This is a genomic window from Neorhizobium petrolearium (assembly GCF_017873175.1).
Classification (GTDB): domain Bacteria; phylum Pseudomonadota; class Alphaproteobacteria; order Rhizobiales; family Rhizobiaceae; genus Neorhizobium; species Neorhizobium petrolearium.
Window position 1 is genome coordinate 224552 of sequence record NZ_JAGGJW010000011.1, and the last position, 15839, is coordinate 240390.

General features: G+C 60.3%; 16 protein-coding genes and 1 tRNA gene. 7 read left to right on the forward strand and 10 right to left on the reverse strand.

All coding sequences use genetic code 11. The features are described 5' to 3' along the window. Nucleotides 1–28: 28 nt before the first annotated feature. Entirely contained in the window at nt 29–706 is a 678-nt protein-coding gene (locus J2046_RS21580; RefSeq protein WP_037146789.1) for an alpha/beta hydrolase, read from the reverse strand. Between the two features lie 242 nt (nt 707–948). Between J2046_RS21580 and J2046_RS21585 the strand changes: the two genes are divergently transcribed. From J2046_RS21585 to sufA, 7 genes are all read left to right on the forward strand, one after another. Beyond that, a complete protein-coding gene (locus J2046_RS21585; RefSeq protein ID WP_210055444.1) occupies nt 949–2115 on the forward strand; it encodes a cysteine desulfurase family protein in 1167 nt (388 codons plus the stop codon). Nucleotides 2116–2261: 146 nt separating this feature from the next. Then, entirely contained in the window at nt 2262–3731 is a 1470-nt protein-coding gene (gene sufB / locus J2046_RS21590) for a Fe-S cluster assembly protein SufB (RefSeq protein WP_210055446.1), read from the forward strand. A 63-nt stretch (nt 3732–3794) separates the two neighbouring features. Next, nucleotides 3795–4550, forward strand: a complete 756-nt coding sequence (gene sufC, locus J2046_RS21595) for a Fe-S cluster assembly ATPase SufC (RefSeq protein ID WP_210055448.1) — start codon at nt 3795–3797, stop codon at nt 4548–4550. A 21-nt stretch (nt 4551–4571) separates the two neighbouring features. Continuing rightward, the gene (gene sufD / locus J2046_RS21600; protein ID WP_210055449.1) at nt 4572–5858 is read left to right on the forward strand and encodes a Fe-S cluster assembly protein SufD; all 1287 of its coding nucleotides are present in this window, start codon (nt 4572–4574) and stop codon (nt 5856–5858) included. A 192-nt stretch (nt 5859–6050) separates the two neighbouring features. Further along, on the forward strand, nt 6051–7292 hold the full coding sequence (locus tag J2046_RS21605; RefSeq protein WP_210055451.1) for a cysteine desulfurase: 1242 nt from the start codon (nt 6051–6053) through the stop codon (nt 7290–7292). Between the two features lie 10 nt (nt 7293–7302). Then, nucleotides 7303–7683 carry an SUF system Fe-S cluster assembly protein gene (locus J2046_RS21610; protein WP_210055453.1) on the forward strand — a complete coding sequence of 127 codons (381 nt, stop codon included), beginning with the start codon at nt 7303–7305 and terminating at the stop codon, nt 7681–7683. A gap of 78 nt (nt 7684–7761) precedes the next feature. Next, nucleotides 7762–8151 (forward strand): Fe-S cluster assembly scaffold SufA, encoded by a 390-nt coding sequence (gene sufA / locus J2046_RS21615; RefSeq protein ID WP_210055455.1) that lies wholly within the window; start codon nt 7762–7764, stop codon nt 8149–8151. Between the two features lie 5 nt (nt 8152–8156). Here sufA and J2046_RS21620 read toward each other — a convergent pair whose 3' ends face one another. From J2046_RS21620 to J2046_RS21655, 9 genes are all read right to left on the reverse strand, one after another. Further along, nucleotides 8157–8780: a GntR family transcriptional regulator gene (locus J2046_RS21620; protein ID WP_210055457.1), complete on the reverse strand. Its 624-nt coding sequence runs from the start codon at nt 8778–8780 to the stop codon at nt 8157–8159. 64 nt (nt 8781–8844) lie between these two features. After that, nucleotides 8845–10050, reverse strand: coding sequence for an ABC transporter permease (locus tag J2046_RS21625; protein ID WP_210055460.1), 1206 nt, complete (start codon nt 10048–10050; stop codon nt 8845–8847). Beyond that, nucleotides 10040–10756, reverse strand: a complete 717-nt coding sequence (locus J2046_RS21630; RefSeq protein ID WP_210055461.1) for an ABC transporter ATP-binding protein — start codon at nt 10754–10756, stop codon at nt 10040–10042. Before J2046_RS21630 ends, J2046_RS21625 begins: the two co-directional genes overlap by 11 nt. A gap of 11 nt (nt 10757–10767) precedes the next feature. Further along, nucleotides 10768–12057, reverse strand: coding sequence for an efflux RND transporter periplasmic adaptor subunit (locus tag J2046_RS21635; protein WP_210055463.1), 1290 nt, complete (start codon nt 12055–12057; stop codon nt 10768–10770). A gap of 320 nt (nt 12058–12377) precedes the next feature. After that, nucleotides 12378–12557, reverse strand: coding sequence for a hypothetical protein (locus J2046_RS21640; protein ID WP_210055465.1), 180 nt, complete (start codon nt 12555–12557; stop codon nt 12378–12380). 93 nt (nt 12558–12650) lie between these two features. Then, the gene (locus J2046_RS21645; protein WP_210055466.1) at nt 12651–13229 is read right to left on the reverse strand and encodes an NADPH-dependent FMN reductase; all 579 of its coding nucleotides are present in this window, start codon (nt 13227–13229) and stop codon (nt 12651–12653) included. Between the two features lie 136 nt (nt 13230–13365). Next, complete coding sequence (locus tag J2046_RS34155) at nt 13366–13491, reverse strand: hypothetical protein (protein ID WP_267950861.1); 126 nt, start codon at nt 13489–13491, stop codon at nt 13366–13368. A 150-nt stretch (nt 13492–13641) separates the two neighbouring features. Next, nucleotides 13642–15168, reverse strand: coding sequence for a DegQ family serine endoprotease (locus tag J2046_RS21650; protein WP_210055468.1), 1527 nt, complete (start codon nt 15166–15168; stop codon nt 13642–13644). A 549-nt stretch (nt 15169–15717) separates the two neighbouring features. After that, a tRNA-Lys gene (locus J2046_RS21655) sits at nt 15718–15793 on the reverse strand. Between the last annotated feature and the right edge of the window lie 46 nt (nt 15794–15839).

Consider the following 15839-nt stretch of genomic DNA (forward strand, 5'->3'; position numbering starts at 1 on the left):
GGCCGTTTGACAAGAGTATCGGAGCGACTCAGCGGATGCGTTTGGCGGCCGGTTCCGGCACCAGCTCCCCATTGAGACGACGATCGAGATAGTCTTCGCACTCCGCCATAAGGGCTTCCACCTGGCCGTTGAAGAAGTGGTTGGCGCCTTCGACGGTACGGTGGGTGATCAGGATTCCCTTCTGGGTCTTCAGCTTTTCGACAAGGCCGTTGACATCCTTTTCCGGTGCGACCTTATCGGCATCCCCATTGATGATGAGGCCCGACGAGGGGCAAGGCGCAAGAAAGGCGAAATCGTAGATGTTCGGCTGCGGCGCGATCGACATGAAGCCTTCGATCTCCGGGCGGCGCATCAGAAGTTGCATGCCGATCCAGGCCCCGAAGGAATAACCTGCAACCCAACAGCTCTTGGAATCGGGATGCAGGCTCTGCACCCAGTCGAGCGCGGAAGCCGCGTCGGAAAGCTCGCCGGCGCCATGGTCAAACTCGCCCTGGCTGCGCCCGATGCCACGGAAATTGAACCGAAGCGTCGTGAAGCCGCGCTTCTGGAACATATAGAAGAGTTGGTAGACAATCTGATTGTTCATCGTACCGCCGAACTGCGGATGCGGATGAAGGATGATGGCGATCGGGGCGCTCTTTTCCTTGGACGGCTGATAGCGACCTTCCAGGCGGCCGGCAGGGCCGTTGAAAATGACTTCGGGCATTGGTACTCCGGTCAACGTGCTCTGGTTCCGAACAGGTCGTCATCACGTCGAGTTTGACTTGACGAAGTCGCTCAGCTTTTCTACAACTCAGTTTAGAACCATTCGAAACTTTGGGCGCCATTCGAAATGGAGCCCGATGCGATGTCTCATAAGGCAAGGCTGGCGGAAATTTCAACAAAAATGCGGAATTCTCCGCATTCGTGAGATTTGACTGCTATCTAGGAACGGAAATCGATCAGGCAATGGCGCCAAACCGCACATATCTGGACTGGAACGCGACCGCACCTTTGAGTGCGCCGGCTCGCGCTGCCATGTTGGATGCGTTGCGGCTGCCCGGCAATGCTTCGTCGGTGCATGGCGAGGGCAGGGCGGCCCGCGGCCTGCTGGAAACGGCACGGCGGCAGGTGGCGGCTCTCGTGGGTGCCGAGGCGCCGCATGTGACCTTCGTGAGCGGAGCGACGGAAGCGGCCAATCATGTGCTGACGCCCGAATTCCGGATGGGTCGCGCCCCGTTGACGGTCAGCCGGCTCTATGTTTCGGCGATCGAACATCCGGCGATCCGTGAAGGCGGGCGTCTCGACCCGGAGCGGGTCACGAAGGTGCCCGTCAATCGCGATGGGATCGTCGATCTGGCGGCGCTCGAAAACCTGCTCGCCGGCCATGATCGCAGTTCTGGTCTGCCGATGGTGGCTGTGATGCTGGCCAACAACGAGACGGGCATCATCCAGCCGGTGGCGGAAGCCGCCGCGATTGCTCATGCGCATGGCGGGCTGATGGTGGTGGACGCCGTGCAGGCGGTCGGCCGCGTGCCGGTTGATATCAATATCCTGGACGCGGATTTCCTGATCCTCTCGTCCCACAAGATTGGCGGCCCGAAGGGCGTCGGTGCATTGGTCTCGCGCGGCGAGGTGCTGATGCCGAAGCCGCTGATCCGCGGTGGCGGACAGGAGAAGGGCCATCGTTCCGGCACCGAGAATTTTCATGCCATCGTCGGCTTTGGTGCGGCAGCAGCCGCGGCGCTTGAAAATCTCGAAGAGCGCAGCGCCACAATCGCTCGTCTGCGTGACCGGCTGGAGGCGGGCATGCGTCAGGCGGCGCCGGATGCTATCATCCATGGCGAAACAGTCCCGCGTGTGGCGAATACCTGCTTCTTCACTTTGCCGGGTCTGAAGTCCGAAACCGGACAGATCGCCTTCGATCTCGAAGGCATCGCGCTGTCGGCCGGCTCTGCATGCTCTTCGGGAAAAGTGGGCGAAAGCCATGTGCTGAGCGCGATGGGGTGCGATCCCAAGCTCGGCGCGCTCAGGATTTCGCTCGGGCCTGATACGACCGACGAAGACATCTCGCGGGCGCTTGCGGCTTTCACCAAGATTGCCAGCCGCCGGAGGTCGACGGGCGAAGCGGCCTGATTTTGTCGAATTTGCGGAAACGCAAATTTCCGCTTGCCAAAAGGTGTGAAAACAGCCTTTTGGCCACTACATAAGGGAGGCGTTTGTCCCCCCGGAATGCTGACAAGAATTGCCGGAATTTGAACCGGCAAGAATTGGAGAATGATATGCCTGCCGTCCAGGAAACAGTCGATCAGGTCCGCCGGATTGATATCGACCAGTATAAATACGGTTTCGAGACCGTCATCGAAGTGGACAAGGCTCCAAAAGGTCTTTCGGAAGAGATCATTCGCTTCATTTCGGCCAAAAAACAGGAGCCGGATTGGATGCTGGAATGGCGTCTCGACGCCTATCGCCGCTGGCTTACGATGGAAGAACCGACCTGGGCGCGCGTCGACTATCCGAAGATCGATTTCAATGACCTCTACTATTACGCGGCACCGAAGAAGTTTGGTGGTCCGAAGTCGCTCGACGAGGTCGATCCGGAGCTTCTGAAGACCTACGAGAAGCTCGGCATTCCGCTCAAGGAGCAGGAGATACTCGCCGGCGTCGAGAAGCCGAGAGTGGCCGTGGACGCGGTCTTCGATTCGGTCTCGGTCGTGACCACGTTCAAGGAAGAGCTGAAGAAGGCTGGCGTGATCTTCATGTCGATTTCCGAAGCCATTCGCGAACATCCCGATCTGGTCCGCAAGTATCTCGGTTCCGTCGTTCCTGCCTCCGACAATTTCTATGCGACGCTGAACTCGGCGGTCTTCACCGACGGGTCATTCGTCTTCGTGCCGAAGGGCGTAAGATGCCCGATGGAGCTCTCTACCTATTTCCGCATCAACGAGAAAAACACCGGGCAGTTCGAGCGCACGCTGATCATTGCCGAGGAAGGCGCCTACGTTTCCTACCTCGAAGGCTGCACGGCACCGCAGCGCGATGAGAACCAGCTTCATGCCGCTGTTGTCGAGCTCGTGGCGCTCGATGATGCCGAGATCAAGTATTCGACCGTCCAGAACTGGTTCCCGGGCGATGCCGAAGGCAAAGGCGGCATCTACAACTTCGTCACCAAGCGCGGCGATTGCCGCGGTGCGCGCTCTAAGATTTCCTGGACCCAGGTGGAAACCGGCTCGGCGATCACCTGGAAATATCCGAGCTGTATCCTGCGTGGCGACGACAGCCGTGGGGAGTTCTATTCGATCGCCGTATCCAACGGCCATCAGCAGATCGATAGCGGCACCAAGATGATCCATCTCGGCAAGAACACGTCGAGCCGCATCATCTCCAAGGGCATCTCCGCCGGCAAGTCGAACAACACCTATCGCGGCCAGGTGTCGATCCATCGCCGCGCCGAGAATGCCCGCAACTTCACGAACTGCGACTCGCTGCTGATCGGCGACAAGTGCGGTGCGCATACCGTGCCCTATATCGACGTGAAGAACGCCTCCGCGCAAGTCGAGCACGAGGCGACGACGTCGAAGATTTCCGACGACCAGAAGTTCTACGTGATGCAGCGCGGCATTCCGGAAGAGGAAGCGATCGCGCTGATCGTCAACGGCTTCGTCAAGGACGTCATCCAGGAACTGCCGATGGAGTTTGCCGTCGAGGCCCAGAAGCTGATCGGCATCTCGCTGGAAGGCTCCGTGGGCTGATGGCCCGCTGTCTGAATATCGCGCATTGACGCGTCACCGAATAAATCCGGAAGGATAAGAATTATGCTTGAGATCAAGAACCTGCACGCACGCATCGCCGAAGACGGCACCGAGATCATCCGCGGCCTGAACCTCACCGTGAAGCCCGGCGAGATCGCCGCCATCATGGGGCCGAACGGCTCCGGCAAGTCGACGCTCTCCTACATCCTGTCGGGTCGCGAGGACTACGAGGTCACCGAGGGCGACATCCTCTATAACGGCGAGAGCATCCTCGAACTCGATCCCGCCGAACGTGCCGCCAAGGGCATCTTCCTCGCGTTTCAGTACCCGGTCGAAATCCCGGGCGTCGCCACCATGCAGTTCCTCAAAGTGGCGATGAACGAACAGCGCAAGGCGCGCGGCGAAGCCGAGCTGACGACGCCGGACTTCATACGTCGCGTCAAGGACGCTGCCGAGAAGCTGAAGATCGACCAGGCCATGCTGCGTCGTCCGCTGAACGTCGGTTTCTCCGGCGGCGAAAAGAAGCGCGCGGAAATCCTGCAGATGGCGCTGCTTGAGCCGAAGCTTTGCGTCCTGGATGAGACTGATTCCGGTCTGGACATCGATGCGCTGAAGATCGTCGCCGACGGGGTCAACGCGCTGAAGTCGCCGGACCGTGCGGTGATCGTCATCACCCATTACCAACGCCTGCTCGATTATATCGTGCCCGACAGCGTGCATGTGCTTTACAAGGGGCAGATCATCCGCTCCGGCGACAAGGCGCTCGCGCTCGAACTGGAAGAGAATGGCTATGCCGACATCATTGAAGAAGCGGCTTAAGCGCGCGGGAAGGATGGTGTCATGAACATGCAGACGACAAACCAGCCTATTGGTCGGATGACGGTCGCGGAAACCGCTCTGGTTGAAGCCTTCGGCGCCCAGTTCGGCGAATTGCCGGGCAATGGCGCGGTCGCTGGCACGCGCGACCGGCTTCTGGACGATTTGAAGAAGGCCGGTCTTCCGACCCGTCGGATCGAGGCCTGGCATTATACGGACCTGAAAACCCTGTTGCGGACGGTCCCCGAGGCGGCGCCGGTCAGTGCGATCGATCCCTTAGCGCCGCTGGTCGAGGGTTCGGTTGTCCTTTCGGTGCTGCAGGGGGATGCCGATGACGGCGCTTCGGCCGACGGAATTGAGATTGCCCACTTCAAGGACAAGCTCGCCGATGGTTCGGCCGTCGCCGGCCTGACGGCGCTCGACAGGGACGATGCGATCGGTCGCATCAACGGCAGCTTCGTACGCGACGGCTTTGCGATCTCGGTTCCTGCCAATGCGGAGTTGGAAGAGCCGATCGAACTGCAGGTCCTCCATGCAGGGGGGCAGATCCATACGCGTTTCCCGGTCTCCTTCGGTGCGGCCTCCAAGGCGACGATCATAGAGCGTCACCGGTCGGTGACGGATGATGCAGCGCTCGTGTCATCGATCAGTGACATCGTGCTGGAGGATGGTGCGGAGATCACCTGGATCATCCTGCAGAGCCAGGGCGCTGCCGATACCCATCTCGGCCAGATTCGCGTCAAGCTCGGGACGAACGCGAAGCTGAAACTCTTCGTCGTTAATGCCGGCGGCAAGCTGGTGCGCCAGGAACTGCGCATCGACGTCGAAGGCGAGGGCGCCGATCTGACGCTGCGCGGCGTCAATCTTCTCGGCGGAGAAGGCCATACGGACGTGACGCTGGTTCTCGGCCATAACGTGCCGCACACCAATTCCACGGAAATCATCCGCAGCGTCGTCTTCGATCGGGCCAGCGGCGCCTTCCAGGGCATGATCCGGGTTGCTCCGGATGCCCAGAAGACCGACGCCAAGATGGCCTGCAACACGCTGCTGCTCTCGGACAATGGCGAGTTCTCGGCCAAGCCGGAGCTCGAAATCTTCGCCGACGACGTGGTTTGCGGCCATGGTGCGACAGTTGCGGACATCGACAGGAACCATCTGTTTTACATGATGGCGCGGGGCGTTCCGGAGAACAAGGCGCGGGCCATGCTGGTCCACGCCTTCGTGGCGGAGATCGTCGAGGAACTCGAGGACGAGAAGCTGGTCGAGGCACTGGAAGGCGTCATTTCGGCCTGGCTTGAAAGGCATGCCTGAGCGTGCTGACGGAGGGGCAATCTCTCCTCCGTCATCCTCGGGCTTGTCCCGAGGATCTAAGCCAGTTCAAGAACGTAGACGTGGATAGATCCTCGGGACAAGCCCGAGGATGACGTAGAGCAAGCGGCAACTGCTGCGAAACCAAAACATTCTGCGGTAGCTCCTTAGGGAGCGACATGAAAGGGTCTGAAAATGGACCAGACAACACCGGTTACCGCTTACGACGTCGAAGCGATCCGCCGGGATTTCCCGATCCTGTCGACCATGGTGCATGGCAAGCCTCTGGTGTACCTGGACAACGGCGCGTCGGCGCAGAAGCCGCAGGCGGTGATTGATGCGATCAGCCATGCCTATTCGCACGAATATGCCAATGTCCATCGTGGCCTGCATTTCCTTTCGAATGCTGCGACGGAGGCCTATGAGGCGGCGCGTGAAAAGGTGCGCCGTTTCCTGAATGCCGGGTCGGTCGACGAGATCGTCTTCACTAAGAACTCGACGGAGGCGATCAACACGGTCGCTTATGGCTGGGGCATGCCGAGGATCGGCGAGGGCGACGAGATCGTCGTCACCATCATGGAGCACCATTCCAATATCGTGCCCTGGCATTTCATCCGTGAACGGCAGGGCGCGAAGCTCGTCTGGGTGCCGGTCGATGACGAAGGCGCTTTCCACATCGAGGACTTCAAGAAGTCGCTGACCGAGAAGACCAAGCTCGTCGCGATCACCCATATGTCGAATGCGCTCGGAACGGTCGTCCCGGTCAAGGAGGTGTGCCGCATCGCGCACGAGCGGGGCATTCCGGTGCTGATCGACGGCAGCCAAGGGGCCGTGCATATGCCGGTCGATGTCCGCGATATCGATTGCGACTGGTATGTGATGACCGGACACAAGCTTTACGGCCCGTCAGGCATCGGCGTGCTCTATGGCAAGATGGATCGCCTCAAGGAGATGCGACCCTTCCAGGGCGGCGGCGAGATGATCTTCGAGGTGACGGAGGAGAACGTCACCTACAATGATCCGCCGCACCGTTTCGAGGCCGGCACGCCGCCGATCGTTCAGGCGATCGGGCTCGGTTATGCTCTCGATTACATGGAAAAGATCGGCCGTGCGGCAATTGCCCGCCACGAGGCGGATCTTGCAGCCTATGCGGCTGAGCGGCTTCGGGCGATCAACTCGCTCAGGATCATCGGCGATGCGCCGGGTAAGGGCAGCATCTTCTCCTTTGAGCTTGCCGGCATCCATGCCCATGACGTGTCGATGGTGATCGACCGCAGAGGTATCGCGGTGCGTGCCGGCACCCATTGCGCCATGCCGCTCTTGAAACGCTTCGGCGTGACCTCCACATGCCGGGCATCGTTCGGCATGTACAACACGCGTGCCGAAGTGGACGCGCTTGCGGATGCGCTGGAATACGCGCGTAATTTCTTTGCCTGAGGATTTCGCCATGGCTGTCGATGAAACGGAACTGAAATGGGATGCCCGCGAGGGGATTATCCAGTCCGCCATTCCTGCCGACGAGCTCGCCCGTCTCAGCGACGACATCATTGCCGCGCTGAAAACGGTCTATGACCCTGAAATCCCGGCTGACATCTTCGAGCTCGGCCTGATCTACAAGATCGATATCGAAGACGATCGCATGGTGAAGATCGTCATGACGCTGACCGCCCCCGGTTGCCCGGTGGCTGGCGAGATGCCCGGTTGGGTGGAGAACGCAGTCGGTGCCGTGGAGGGCGTCTCGGGCGTCGAGGTCGAGATGACCTTTGATCCCCCGTGGACGCCGGAACGAATGTCCGAAGAAGCTCAGGTTGCCGTGGGTTGGTATTGATCCGTTTACGGCAGGACATTACATTTGAATCGTGAAGCGCCGGACCTTGAATCCGGTTGTGGAAGGAGAAAAAGGCCCATGGGCTTTGCAGTGATGACAATGACCGATGCCGCAGCGGCGCGCGTCAAGCAGATCGTGGCCAATTCCGGGGCGGATGCGAAAGGTGTTCGCGTCGGGATCAAGAAGGGCGGCTGCGCCGGCATGGAATATACGATCGATCTCGTCACCGAACCCAATGCCAAGGACGATCTGATCGAGCGGGATGGCGCCAAGGTCTGGATCGAACCGTCTGCGGTCCTCTATCTCCTGGGCACCGAAATGGATTTCGAAGTCACGAAGATGCGGTCCGGCTTCACCTTCGTCAATCCCAACCAGACATCCGCCTGCGGCTGCGGCGAGTCCGTCGAGCTGAAGCCAGCGGATCTGGCCGCACTCGCAAAGCAGCGCGAGGCCGAGGCCCACGTCTGATCCACTCATGAATCATCGAGATAGGCGAGGAGAGTTTCCATTGCCTGTCGCGCGCCGTCGATGTCACGCGCCTGTATGGCGCAAATGACGGCGATATGTCGTGCTGCCGATTGATCCATGCGATCGGCAGAGGCCTTTGAGAACCATAACCGTCGCGAATGCGTCTGAAGCGGTGCCAGGGCCGAAACCAGGAAGCGATTGGGGCAGGCCTCCTCGAAGATCTCATCGAAACGCCTGTCGGCCTCCAGAAAACGCAAAATGTCGCCTGTGTCGGAAGCCGCACTCATCGCCTTGGCGCAATCCACCAAGGCGGAGCGCTGCTCCTCATTCGCATGTTCCGCTACGAGGGCAGCGGCAAGAGGTTCGAGCTGCCGGCGCACCTGCATGATGCCTTGATGATCGCCGGGGACGATCTCGGCGATTTGCAGTCCGACGCGCGGCCGCACCCGGATCAGCCCCTGCCATTCGAGCTTCTGAATCGCTTCGCGAACCGGGGTGCGCCCCGGGCCGGCAAGCGCGATCAATTGCCTCTCCGTCACGGGAACTCCCGGCTTCAGTTTCAGCGTCACGATCAGGTTCTCCAGCCGCCGATAGGCTTGCCGGCTGAGGGATTCTGCCTCGGATGACATCTTGTTGGTTTCTCCCCGGGCAATCGCGGTAGACCGGCACCGTGACGAAGCTCGGTCGGAACCGCTATTCATGTCGGAGAGCTTCGATCGGGTTAAGCTGAGCCGCACGGCGGGCAGGGAAGTAACCGAAAATCATGCCGATTGCGGCCGAGAAGACAAATGCAAGCGCAATGATCGTCGGGCTCGTTACGAAGGGCACCTGGAGATAGCTGACGACGCCGAAGGCGAGAGCCAATCCTGTCATAATGCCCGTGACGCCCCCGAAAATCGACAGCATGACAGCCTCGACGAGGAATTGGGTGAGCACCTGCCCTTCCAGCGCGCCGATCGCCAGTCGGATGCCGATTTCGCGCGTGCGCTCCGTCACCGAAACGAGCATGATGTTCATGATGCCGATGCCGCCGACGAGCAGGCTGACAGCCGCCACTGCCCCTAGGAGGCCCGTCAGCAGCACCGTGGTGCCGGTCATCGCCGCAGCGATCTGCGACATGTCGTTGACCGAGAAATCGTCCTCGCGTCCGATCGCGATGCGCCGCCGCTCGCGCAGCAGGCTCTCCACGTCAGACTGCACCTTCGACGTGGCGACGCCGTCCTGAGCGGAGAGAATAATGCTGCTGATCGTCGTCGTCCCGCCGATCCGCCGCTGGTGCAGCTTCAGCGGCATGATCACCGTGTCGTCCTGATCGTCACCCATGCCCGACTGGCCCTTGACGGCGAGTATCCCGATGACCGGGCAGGCGATGTTGCTGACGCGAATGTTCTGGCCGACCGGGTTGGCGGCGCCAAAAAGCTCCTTGCGCACTGTTTCGCCGATAATGCAGGCGGCATGGCTGCCACGGTCTTCGTTTGGCAGGAAGTTGCGACCGAACGCGAGGTCCCAGTCCTGAGCGATCAAGTAGTCATTGGTGGTGCCGATGGCACTGGTCGAATGGTTGGCTCCGCCGGCAATCACGGTTGCTGTGCCACGGTTTACCGGGGCAACGGCCCTCAGACCGGTCACCTGTTCCCGGATCGCCTGCACATCCTTGTCGGTAAAACGCTTGGCCTCGGTGCTGACACGCCCCGGCCCCCATTGGCCGGGTCGCACGAAGAGCGTGTTGGTACCGAGCCGCGAAAGTTCGTCCTTCACCCGCGCCGTCGTGCCGTTGCCGACCGTCACCATCGCGATCACGGCAGCGACGCCGATAACGACGCCGAGCACGGTAAGGAAGGAGCGCAGCATGTTGCGGCTGATCGCGCGCCAGGCAAGTTTTGCGGTTTCAAAGAACATGATCCGGCTCCTTCACCCGCACTTGATCCGAGGCAAGCCGGCCGTCGACGAAACGCAGGAGGCGTTTGCCATAGGCAGCAATATCTTCCTCATGCGTGACCATGATGACGGTGATGCCGTTCTCGCGATTGAGCCGGGCGATCAGTTCCATGATCTCGAAGCTCGTCCTGGTGTCCAGATTGCCGGTCGGCTCGTCGGCAAGCAGAACGGCCGGATTGGTGACGATGGCGCGGGCGATCGCAACACGCTGCTGTTGACCGCCTGAGAGCTCTTGTGTCGTATGGCTTTCGCGGCCCTTGAGACCGACCTGTTCGAGGGCGGCGAGCGCAAGCCGGCGGCGTTCACGGTGGTCCATGCCACGGTAGACGAGGGGCAGTTCGACATTCTCGACGGCGGACGTGCGGGCAAGCAGGTTGAAGCCCTGGAAGACGAAGCCCAGCATATGCCGTCGAAGCAGCGTGAGCTGCGAACGGTCGAAGCTGCTCGTCGGGATGCCTTGGAAGAAGTATTCGCCGGAGGAGGGCACGTCGAGCCCGCCGATGATGTTCATGGCCGTGGATTTGCCCGAGCCCGATGGCCCCATGATGGCCACGAATTCGCCCTGCGAAATCGAGAGATCGATATGGTCCAGCGCGCGGATCATCGCTTCGCCGCGGCCGTAGAATTTGGAGACCTGCTTGAACGTGATGAGTGGGGGGAGCGTCATGGCGTTGCCCCTCAACTGGTGCGGGCGACGGCATCCGTGATCAGCAGGTCGCCTTCTTTGATGTCGCCGGATTTCAGCACCGTGAACTGCCCGTCCGTCGGGCCGGTTTCCAGCTGGACACGGGTGGGGACGCCGGCACGCAGGACCCAAACGGCGCGGTTGGCAGCGGAAGCCTCTTCGCTGCTGCGGTTGGTGCGCAGGCGAGGCGGTGAAAAGAGCCGGGTCAGGAAACTGCCGCGGTTGCCGCCAGCCGTCGCGGGAGGAGAATAGCGCAAGGCTGCATTCGGCACGAGGAGCGAATCGGAGACGGATTCGACCGTAATGTCTGCGGTTGCGGTCATGCCGGGGCGCAACAGGAGATCGGCATTGTCTACTGTCAGGATCGCCTTGTAGGTGACGACATTGGAGACGGTCTCGGAGGCGAAGCGGACGGTCTCGATAGTGGCGGGAAAGCTGCGGTCCGGATAGGCGTCGACGGAGAATTTCGCGAGCTGACCTTCCTTCACCTGGCCGACATCCGCCTCGTCCACGGCGACTTGAAGTTCCATATGCCTGAGGTCTCCGGCGATGGTGAAGAGCACCGGCGCATTGAGCGAGGAGGCGACCGTCTGGCCGGGATCCACGTCCCGGGTGAGCACTACGCCGTCGATTGGCGAGATAATCTGGAGTTTCGAGAGATTGACCTCTGCAAGCTGCAGGCTGGCTTCGGCAGACAGGACCGCGGCTTCGTTGACCGCTTTGGTCGCAACGGCAGCGTCATAGGTATATTTCGCCGCATCCAGTTCCTGCTGGCTGGAAATGCGGTTGCTGACAAGGCCGGTCAGCCGGTCAAGCGTATTCTTGGCCGATGCGGCTTCCGCTTCTGCCTTGAGCACGCTCGCCTTTGCGGAGGCAAGCTGGGCGCGGGCGCTCTGGACATCGGCCTCCTGCTTGTTGGTGTCGAGTTCGGCGAGCACATCGCCTGTCTTCACCGGGCTGTTATAGCTGACACTGACCTTGCGCACGGTGCCGGAGAGCTCGCTCGATATATCCACCTGATCTGTCGGTTGGACGGAACCGGTCGCGGTGACGATGACCGAAAGGTCGCCGCGCTTCACGGGTTGTGTCGTATAGTCGTATCGCGTCCCGTTGCTGCCGAAATAGGTATAGGCGCCGGCAGCAGCGATCAGAAGGACGACGAAAACGATTGGCCATAAGAGCCAGCGGCGCTTCTTGCCGCTGCCCGACGCTGCAAGGATCGCGGCGAGATCGGGCGCATCGCTCGTCTTTACCGCTGGGTCGGGTGTCTTCTGTACGTTCAAGGTCAAGTCCCTCTTTGGATGATATATGGGACAGCCGTACGTGTCCGTCCCGCCGCCACACGGCGCGAATCCGCCGGAAGCGTGGTCATCGCAGATTTCTCTATGCTTCCAATGACATGAAACGCATGTAGGAGGAACTTAAATATCGGTAAGGTAGTTCTGCCTTGATCCGCATCAGACGGCGGCTCTTTTTTGGGAACGTCGAAGCGGGCACCAATGCGGCTTCCGCGACGGCGACGCTGCCGTACAAATCAGTTCGTTAGTGGAAAAGCCGGCATCTCGCACCAGACGCCGGCTTTTGTCGTTTTCAGATCTGTAATTTATTGCACCGAGCCCGGGACGCCGAAACGTTCCGGCAGAAAGGCCGTTTCCGATGGAGGGCCGCCGAGGCGGTCTGTCTTTACGGCCACGATCGGTGCGCCGGCGTGTAGGAGAATGGCGGCTATGACGCCGCCCATGATGGCTGATCCCAGGGCGATCATGGCGTTTCGGGCGTTCATGGCAATCACTCCTTTATTGCCATAGAACCTCCCGAAAATCACAAAGTTCCGGCCATGGTCGGAACCTTTGGATCAACCTCTCGTGAAGCGCGGTCAGGCCTTTTCGCGGGCTGTTTTCAGTGCTGTCGCCCACCAGGAGAGATCGTCCAGCATGGTCTTCACGCCCGGCTCCAGATGGGTGAGTTCCTTGAGATCCTTGCCTTGCTGCCAGGCTGCGAAGAAATCGGCACCCTGGATGTGCACGCCCGGACGAGTCGGAACCATCTGTAGTTCGACGGCTATGTTGCGCAAATGCTCGACCGCACGGGCGCCTCCGACGCTGCCGTAGCCCACAGCCGCCGCCGGCTTGCGGTTCCATTCCTTGTAGGAGTAGTCGAGGGCATTCTTGAGTACGGCCGTGATCGAACGGTTGTATTCCGCCACGATAAAGATGTAGCCATCGAATTCGGCGACCTTTTTCTGCCACCGCTGACCGACTTCGTTTTCGGTTGGAACCCAGGCATTGGATGCCTTTTCATTGAAGAACGGCAGCGGGAAATCGCGCAAGTCGACGAGTTCGAATTCCATGTCCTCGCGCTGCGACGCAGTTTCGTAAATCCACTTGGCTGGCTTTTCTCCAAAACGGACGTCGCGCGTGCTCGTGATGATGATGGCAATCTTCGGCTTGGCCATAAAATTCTCTCGCTTTCGGGAAAGGGATTTGGATGGGACCGAAGCAATATGGTCGCAAGAAGAAAATGGTCAAGCCGGCCGGAGGGCTTCGACGGGGCGGCTGCGGGGTTCACACGATCGTGCTCGCCAAAACGGCTCAGTTCGTGGACGATAGTTCTGTGGAGGGCGCCAGGATATTGGCGTTGCCGAGGGATTGGTCTGCATATTTGAATGCCAGGATGCTGAGCACCGAGGCGATGAGAACGACGAAAATGATCCGCATCAGGAACTCCTTCGCCCGCATAAACGGTGCCGGACATGTAGAGGTTCCTGGTTGGGTTTCAATAGAACGTGATGACCATTCATCGTCGGGGTGGACACAGCCCGATCCCGAAGGCCAGGCTGTGCCATATGATGATGCGGAGCCGACGGTTTAGCTGACCGAGAAGGGGACGGCTACGAAGGTCTGGCTGTCGCCGCGCTGGATGAGAAGCAGGACCGATTTGCGACCGGCCTTGCCCGCATCAGCAACTGCTGCCTTGGCTTCCTTGGCTGATTTCACTGGCCGCTGGTTCACCGAGACGATGATGTCCCCGGGCTGCAGGCCGGCATCGGTTGCCGGCTTGTCGGGGGCGACGCTTTCGATCACTGCTCCGCTTTCCCGGCGCGGCAGGTTGAGCGCCTGGCGAACATCCGGGGTAATGTCGCCAAGGCCGACGCCGATCGTCGGAACGCGTTGCGCGGCCGGGCTCGACTTGTCGCCATTATCGGCGGAGGCCTGCTGCTGGTCGTCCTGATTGCCGCCGATCGTGATGTGCAGGTCCCTGCTTTCACCTTCGCGCCACACGGTGAGGCTTTCCTTGGCTCCTGGCGCAAGATCGGCGACCATGCGCGATAGGTCACGGGGTGATTTGATCTCCTGCCCGCCGAGGGCCGTAATGACGTCGCCGGTCTCGATGCCGGCCCGGGACGCCGGCGTGTCATCGCTCACATTGGCGACGAGCGCACCTTCAGGTTTGCCAAGGCCGATGGCGCTTGCAACGTCCGTCGTTACCGGCTGGATCTGCACGCCGATGAAACCATGCTCGATCGAGCCGTCCTTCATAAGCTTGGCGACAACCTTTTGCGCCTGATCGGAGGGGATCGCGAAGCCGACGCCGACGCTACCGCCATTCGGCGAGTAGATAGCGGTGTTGATGCCGATTACCTTGCCCTGGAGGTCGACAAGCGGGCCACCGGAATTGCCGTGATTGATCGGTGCGTCGATCTGGATGAAGTCATCATAGGGACCGCTGTGCAGGTCACGGCCGCGGGCTGAGACGATGCCGGCGGTGACCGTCGTGCCGATGCCGAAGGGATTGCCGATCGCAAGGATCTGGTCGCCGGCATTGAGCCTGTCGGAATCACCCCAAGCGACTGTGGCAAGCGGCTTCGCCGCATTGATCTTAATGACGGCGAGATCGGATTTCGGGTCGGCGCCGACAAGCTTGGCGGGTAGTTCCGTGCCGTCGTCCAAGGTCACCTTGATGCTCGTCGCGTTGTCGATCACGTGATTGTTGGTGACGATATAACCGTCGGCGGTGATGATAAAACCGGAACCGAGGGCCTCTGCATGCGGGGTCGGTCGCTGCGGCATCTGGCGCGGGATCGGAATGCCCTGCTGGCCGAAGAACTGCCGGAATTGCTCGTCGAAGGGTGAATCGTCGTTGAACGGCGAGCTGTCGCCGGCACTAGCGTTCTGGGCTTTCATCACGGTGGTAATGGTAACGACGGCCGGTTTGTCGGCTGCGACGATCGGTGCGAAGGAACCACCCGGGGCGACCGTGCCGGTAATCGGCGCAGTGTCGGTCGCGGCCTCGGCCGTGTTGAAGTCGAAGATGACAGGCAGGGCAAGCGGCGCTGCGACGATGGCCGCACCAAGAAGTGCGGCAAGACGGTGTTTGCGAAGGATATCGGACATGCTGGTTTTCCTTTCTGATTGATGGCTCCAGCCTCGCATTGATGACGAGTTCCGGGGCGAGTGGGATCGGAGCCACGGACCAAGTCCGCGGCCGATCGGCTTTCGGTGAGGTCAGAAGAGAAGGAGAGCCAGGTAGACCACGGAATGGTCGTGCTCTTCAGATGTTCAGTTAGGTGGATAGCGTAACCGGGTGGGTGGGCGACGATCTATCGACGTGAACGAGCGCATGGCGCCTCCGTTCTTGATCAAAGAAGTTCAATCGGCTGTCTCATACCGTCGCGTCGCGGCATGCAGCCGCCGGCGGTATTCAGTCTTGCATCGAAACCTACGCCCCGAAGCCGCGATAGTCAGCTTAACAATTGATAAGGTTCCAGACGGGCGATCTGCCGGATTTCCGGCCGAAACCTGACTTTCAGGAATGCGGAAAAATGAGAATAATTTATGTTTATCAATTTCTTATGAGAATCTTGTTCGCCGGCGCGCGTTCGATAGAACCTGAATTCTTCGTAAGAATGATGTTTCTGCTGAAAAGATGAAGAATTTTTAAGGTGGTGAGAACGCAGGGATTCGAACCCTGGACCTACTGATTAAAAGTCAGTTGCTCTACCGGCTGAGCTACGCTCTCCCGTGGCCGGCTGTGGCGCCGCCTCTGAAAGTGCGCGGAACATATG

What these genes read in the sequence shown, in the direction of transcription:
- J2046_RS21580 (WP_037146789.1), bottom strand. Translation starts at nt 706, where the DNA reads ATGCCCGAAGTCATTTTCAACGGCCCTGCCGGCCGCCTGGAAGGTCGC.
- J2046_RS21585 (WP_210055444.1), top strand. Translation starts at nt 949, where the DNA reads ATGGCGCCAAACCGCACATATCTGGACTGGAACGCGACCGCACCTTTG.
- J2046_RS21640 (WP_210055465.1), bottom strand. Translation starts at nt 12,557, where the DNA reads ATGAACGCCCGAAACGCCATGATCGCCCTGGGATCAGCCATCATGGGC.
- J2046_RS21630 (WP_210055461.1), bottom strand. Translation starts at nt 10,756, where the DNA reads ATGACGCTCCCCCCACTCATCACGTTCAAGCAGGTCTCCAAATTCTAC.
- J2046_RS21605 (WP_210055451.1), top strand. Translation starts at nt 6,051, where the DNA reads ATGGACCAGACAACACCGGTTACCGCTTACGACGTCGAAGCGATCCGC.
- sufC (WP_210055448.1), top strand. Translation starts at nt 3,795, where the DNA reads ATGCTTGAGATCAAGAACCTGCACGCACGCATCGCCGAAGACGGCACC.
- J2046_RS21620 (WP_210055457.1), bottom strand. Translation starts at nt 8,780, where the DNA reads ATGTCATCCGAGGCAGAATCCCTCAGCCGGCAAGCCTATCGGCGGCTG.
- sufB (WP_210055446.1), top strand. Translation starts at nt 2,262, where the DNA reads ATGCCTGCCGTCCAGGAAACAGTCGATCAGGTCCGCCGGATTGATATC.
- J2046_RS21650 (WP_210055468.1), bottom strand. Translation starts at nt 15,168, where the DNA reads ATGTCCGATATCCTTCGCAAACACCGTCTTGCCGCACTTCTTGGTGCG.
- sufA (WP_210055455.1), top strand. Translation starts at nt 7,762, where the DNA reads ATGGGCTTTGCAGTGATGACAATGACCGATGCCGCAGCGGCGCGCGTC.
- J2046_RS34155 (WP_267950861.1), bottom strand. Translation starts at nt 13,491, where the DNA reads ATGCGGATCATTTTCGTCGTTCTCATCGCCTCGGTGCTCAGCATCCTG.
- J2046_RS21625 (WP_210055460.1), bottom strand. Translation starts at nt 10,050, where the DNA reads ATGTTCTTTGAAACCGCAAAACTTGCCTGGCGCGCGATCAGCCGCAAC.
- J2046_RS21645 (WP_210055466.1), bottom strand. Translation starts at nt 13,229, where the DNA reads ATGGCCAAGCCGAAGATTGCCATCATCATCACGAGCACGCGCGACGTC.
- sufD (WP_210055449.1), top strand. Translation starts at nt 4,572, where the DNA reads ATGAACATGCAGACGACAAACCAGCCTATTGGTCGGATGACGGTCGCG.
- J2046_RS21610 (WP_210055453.1), top strand. Translation starts at nt 7,303, where the DNA reads ATGGCTGTCGATGAAACGGAACTGAAATGGGATGCCCGCGAGGGGATT.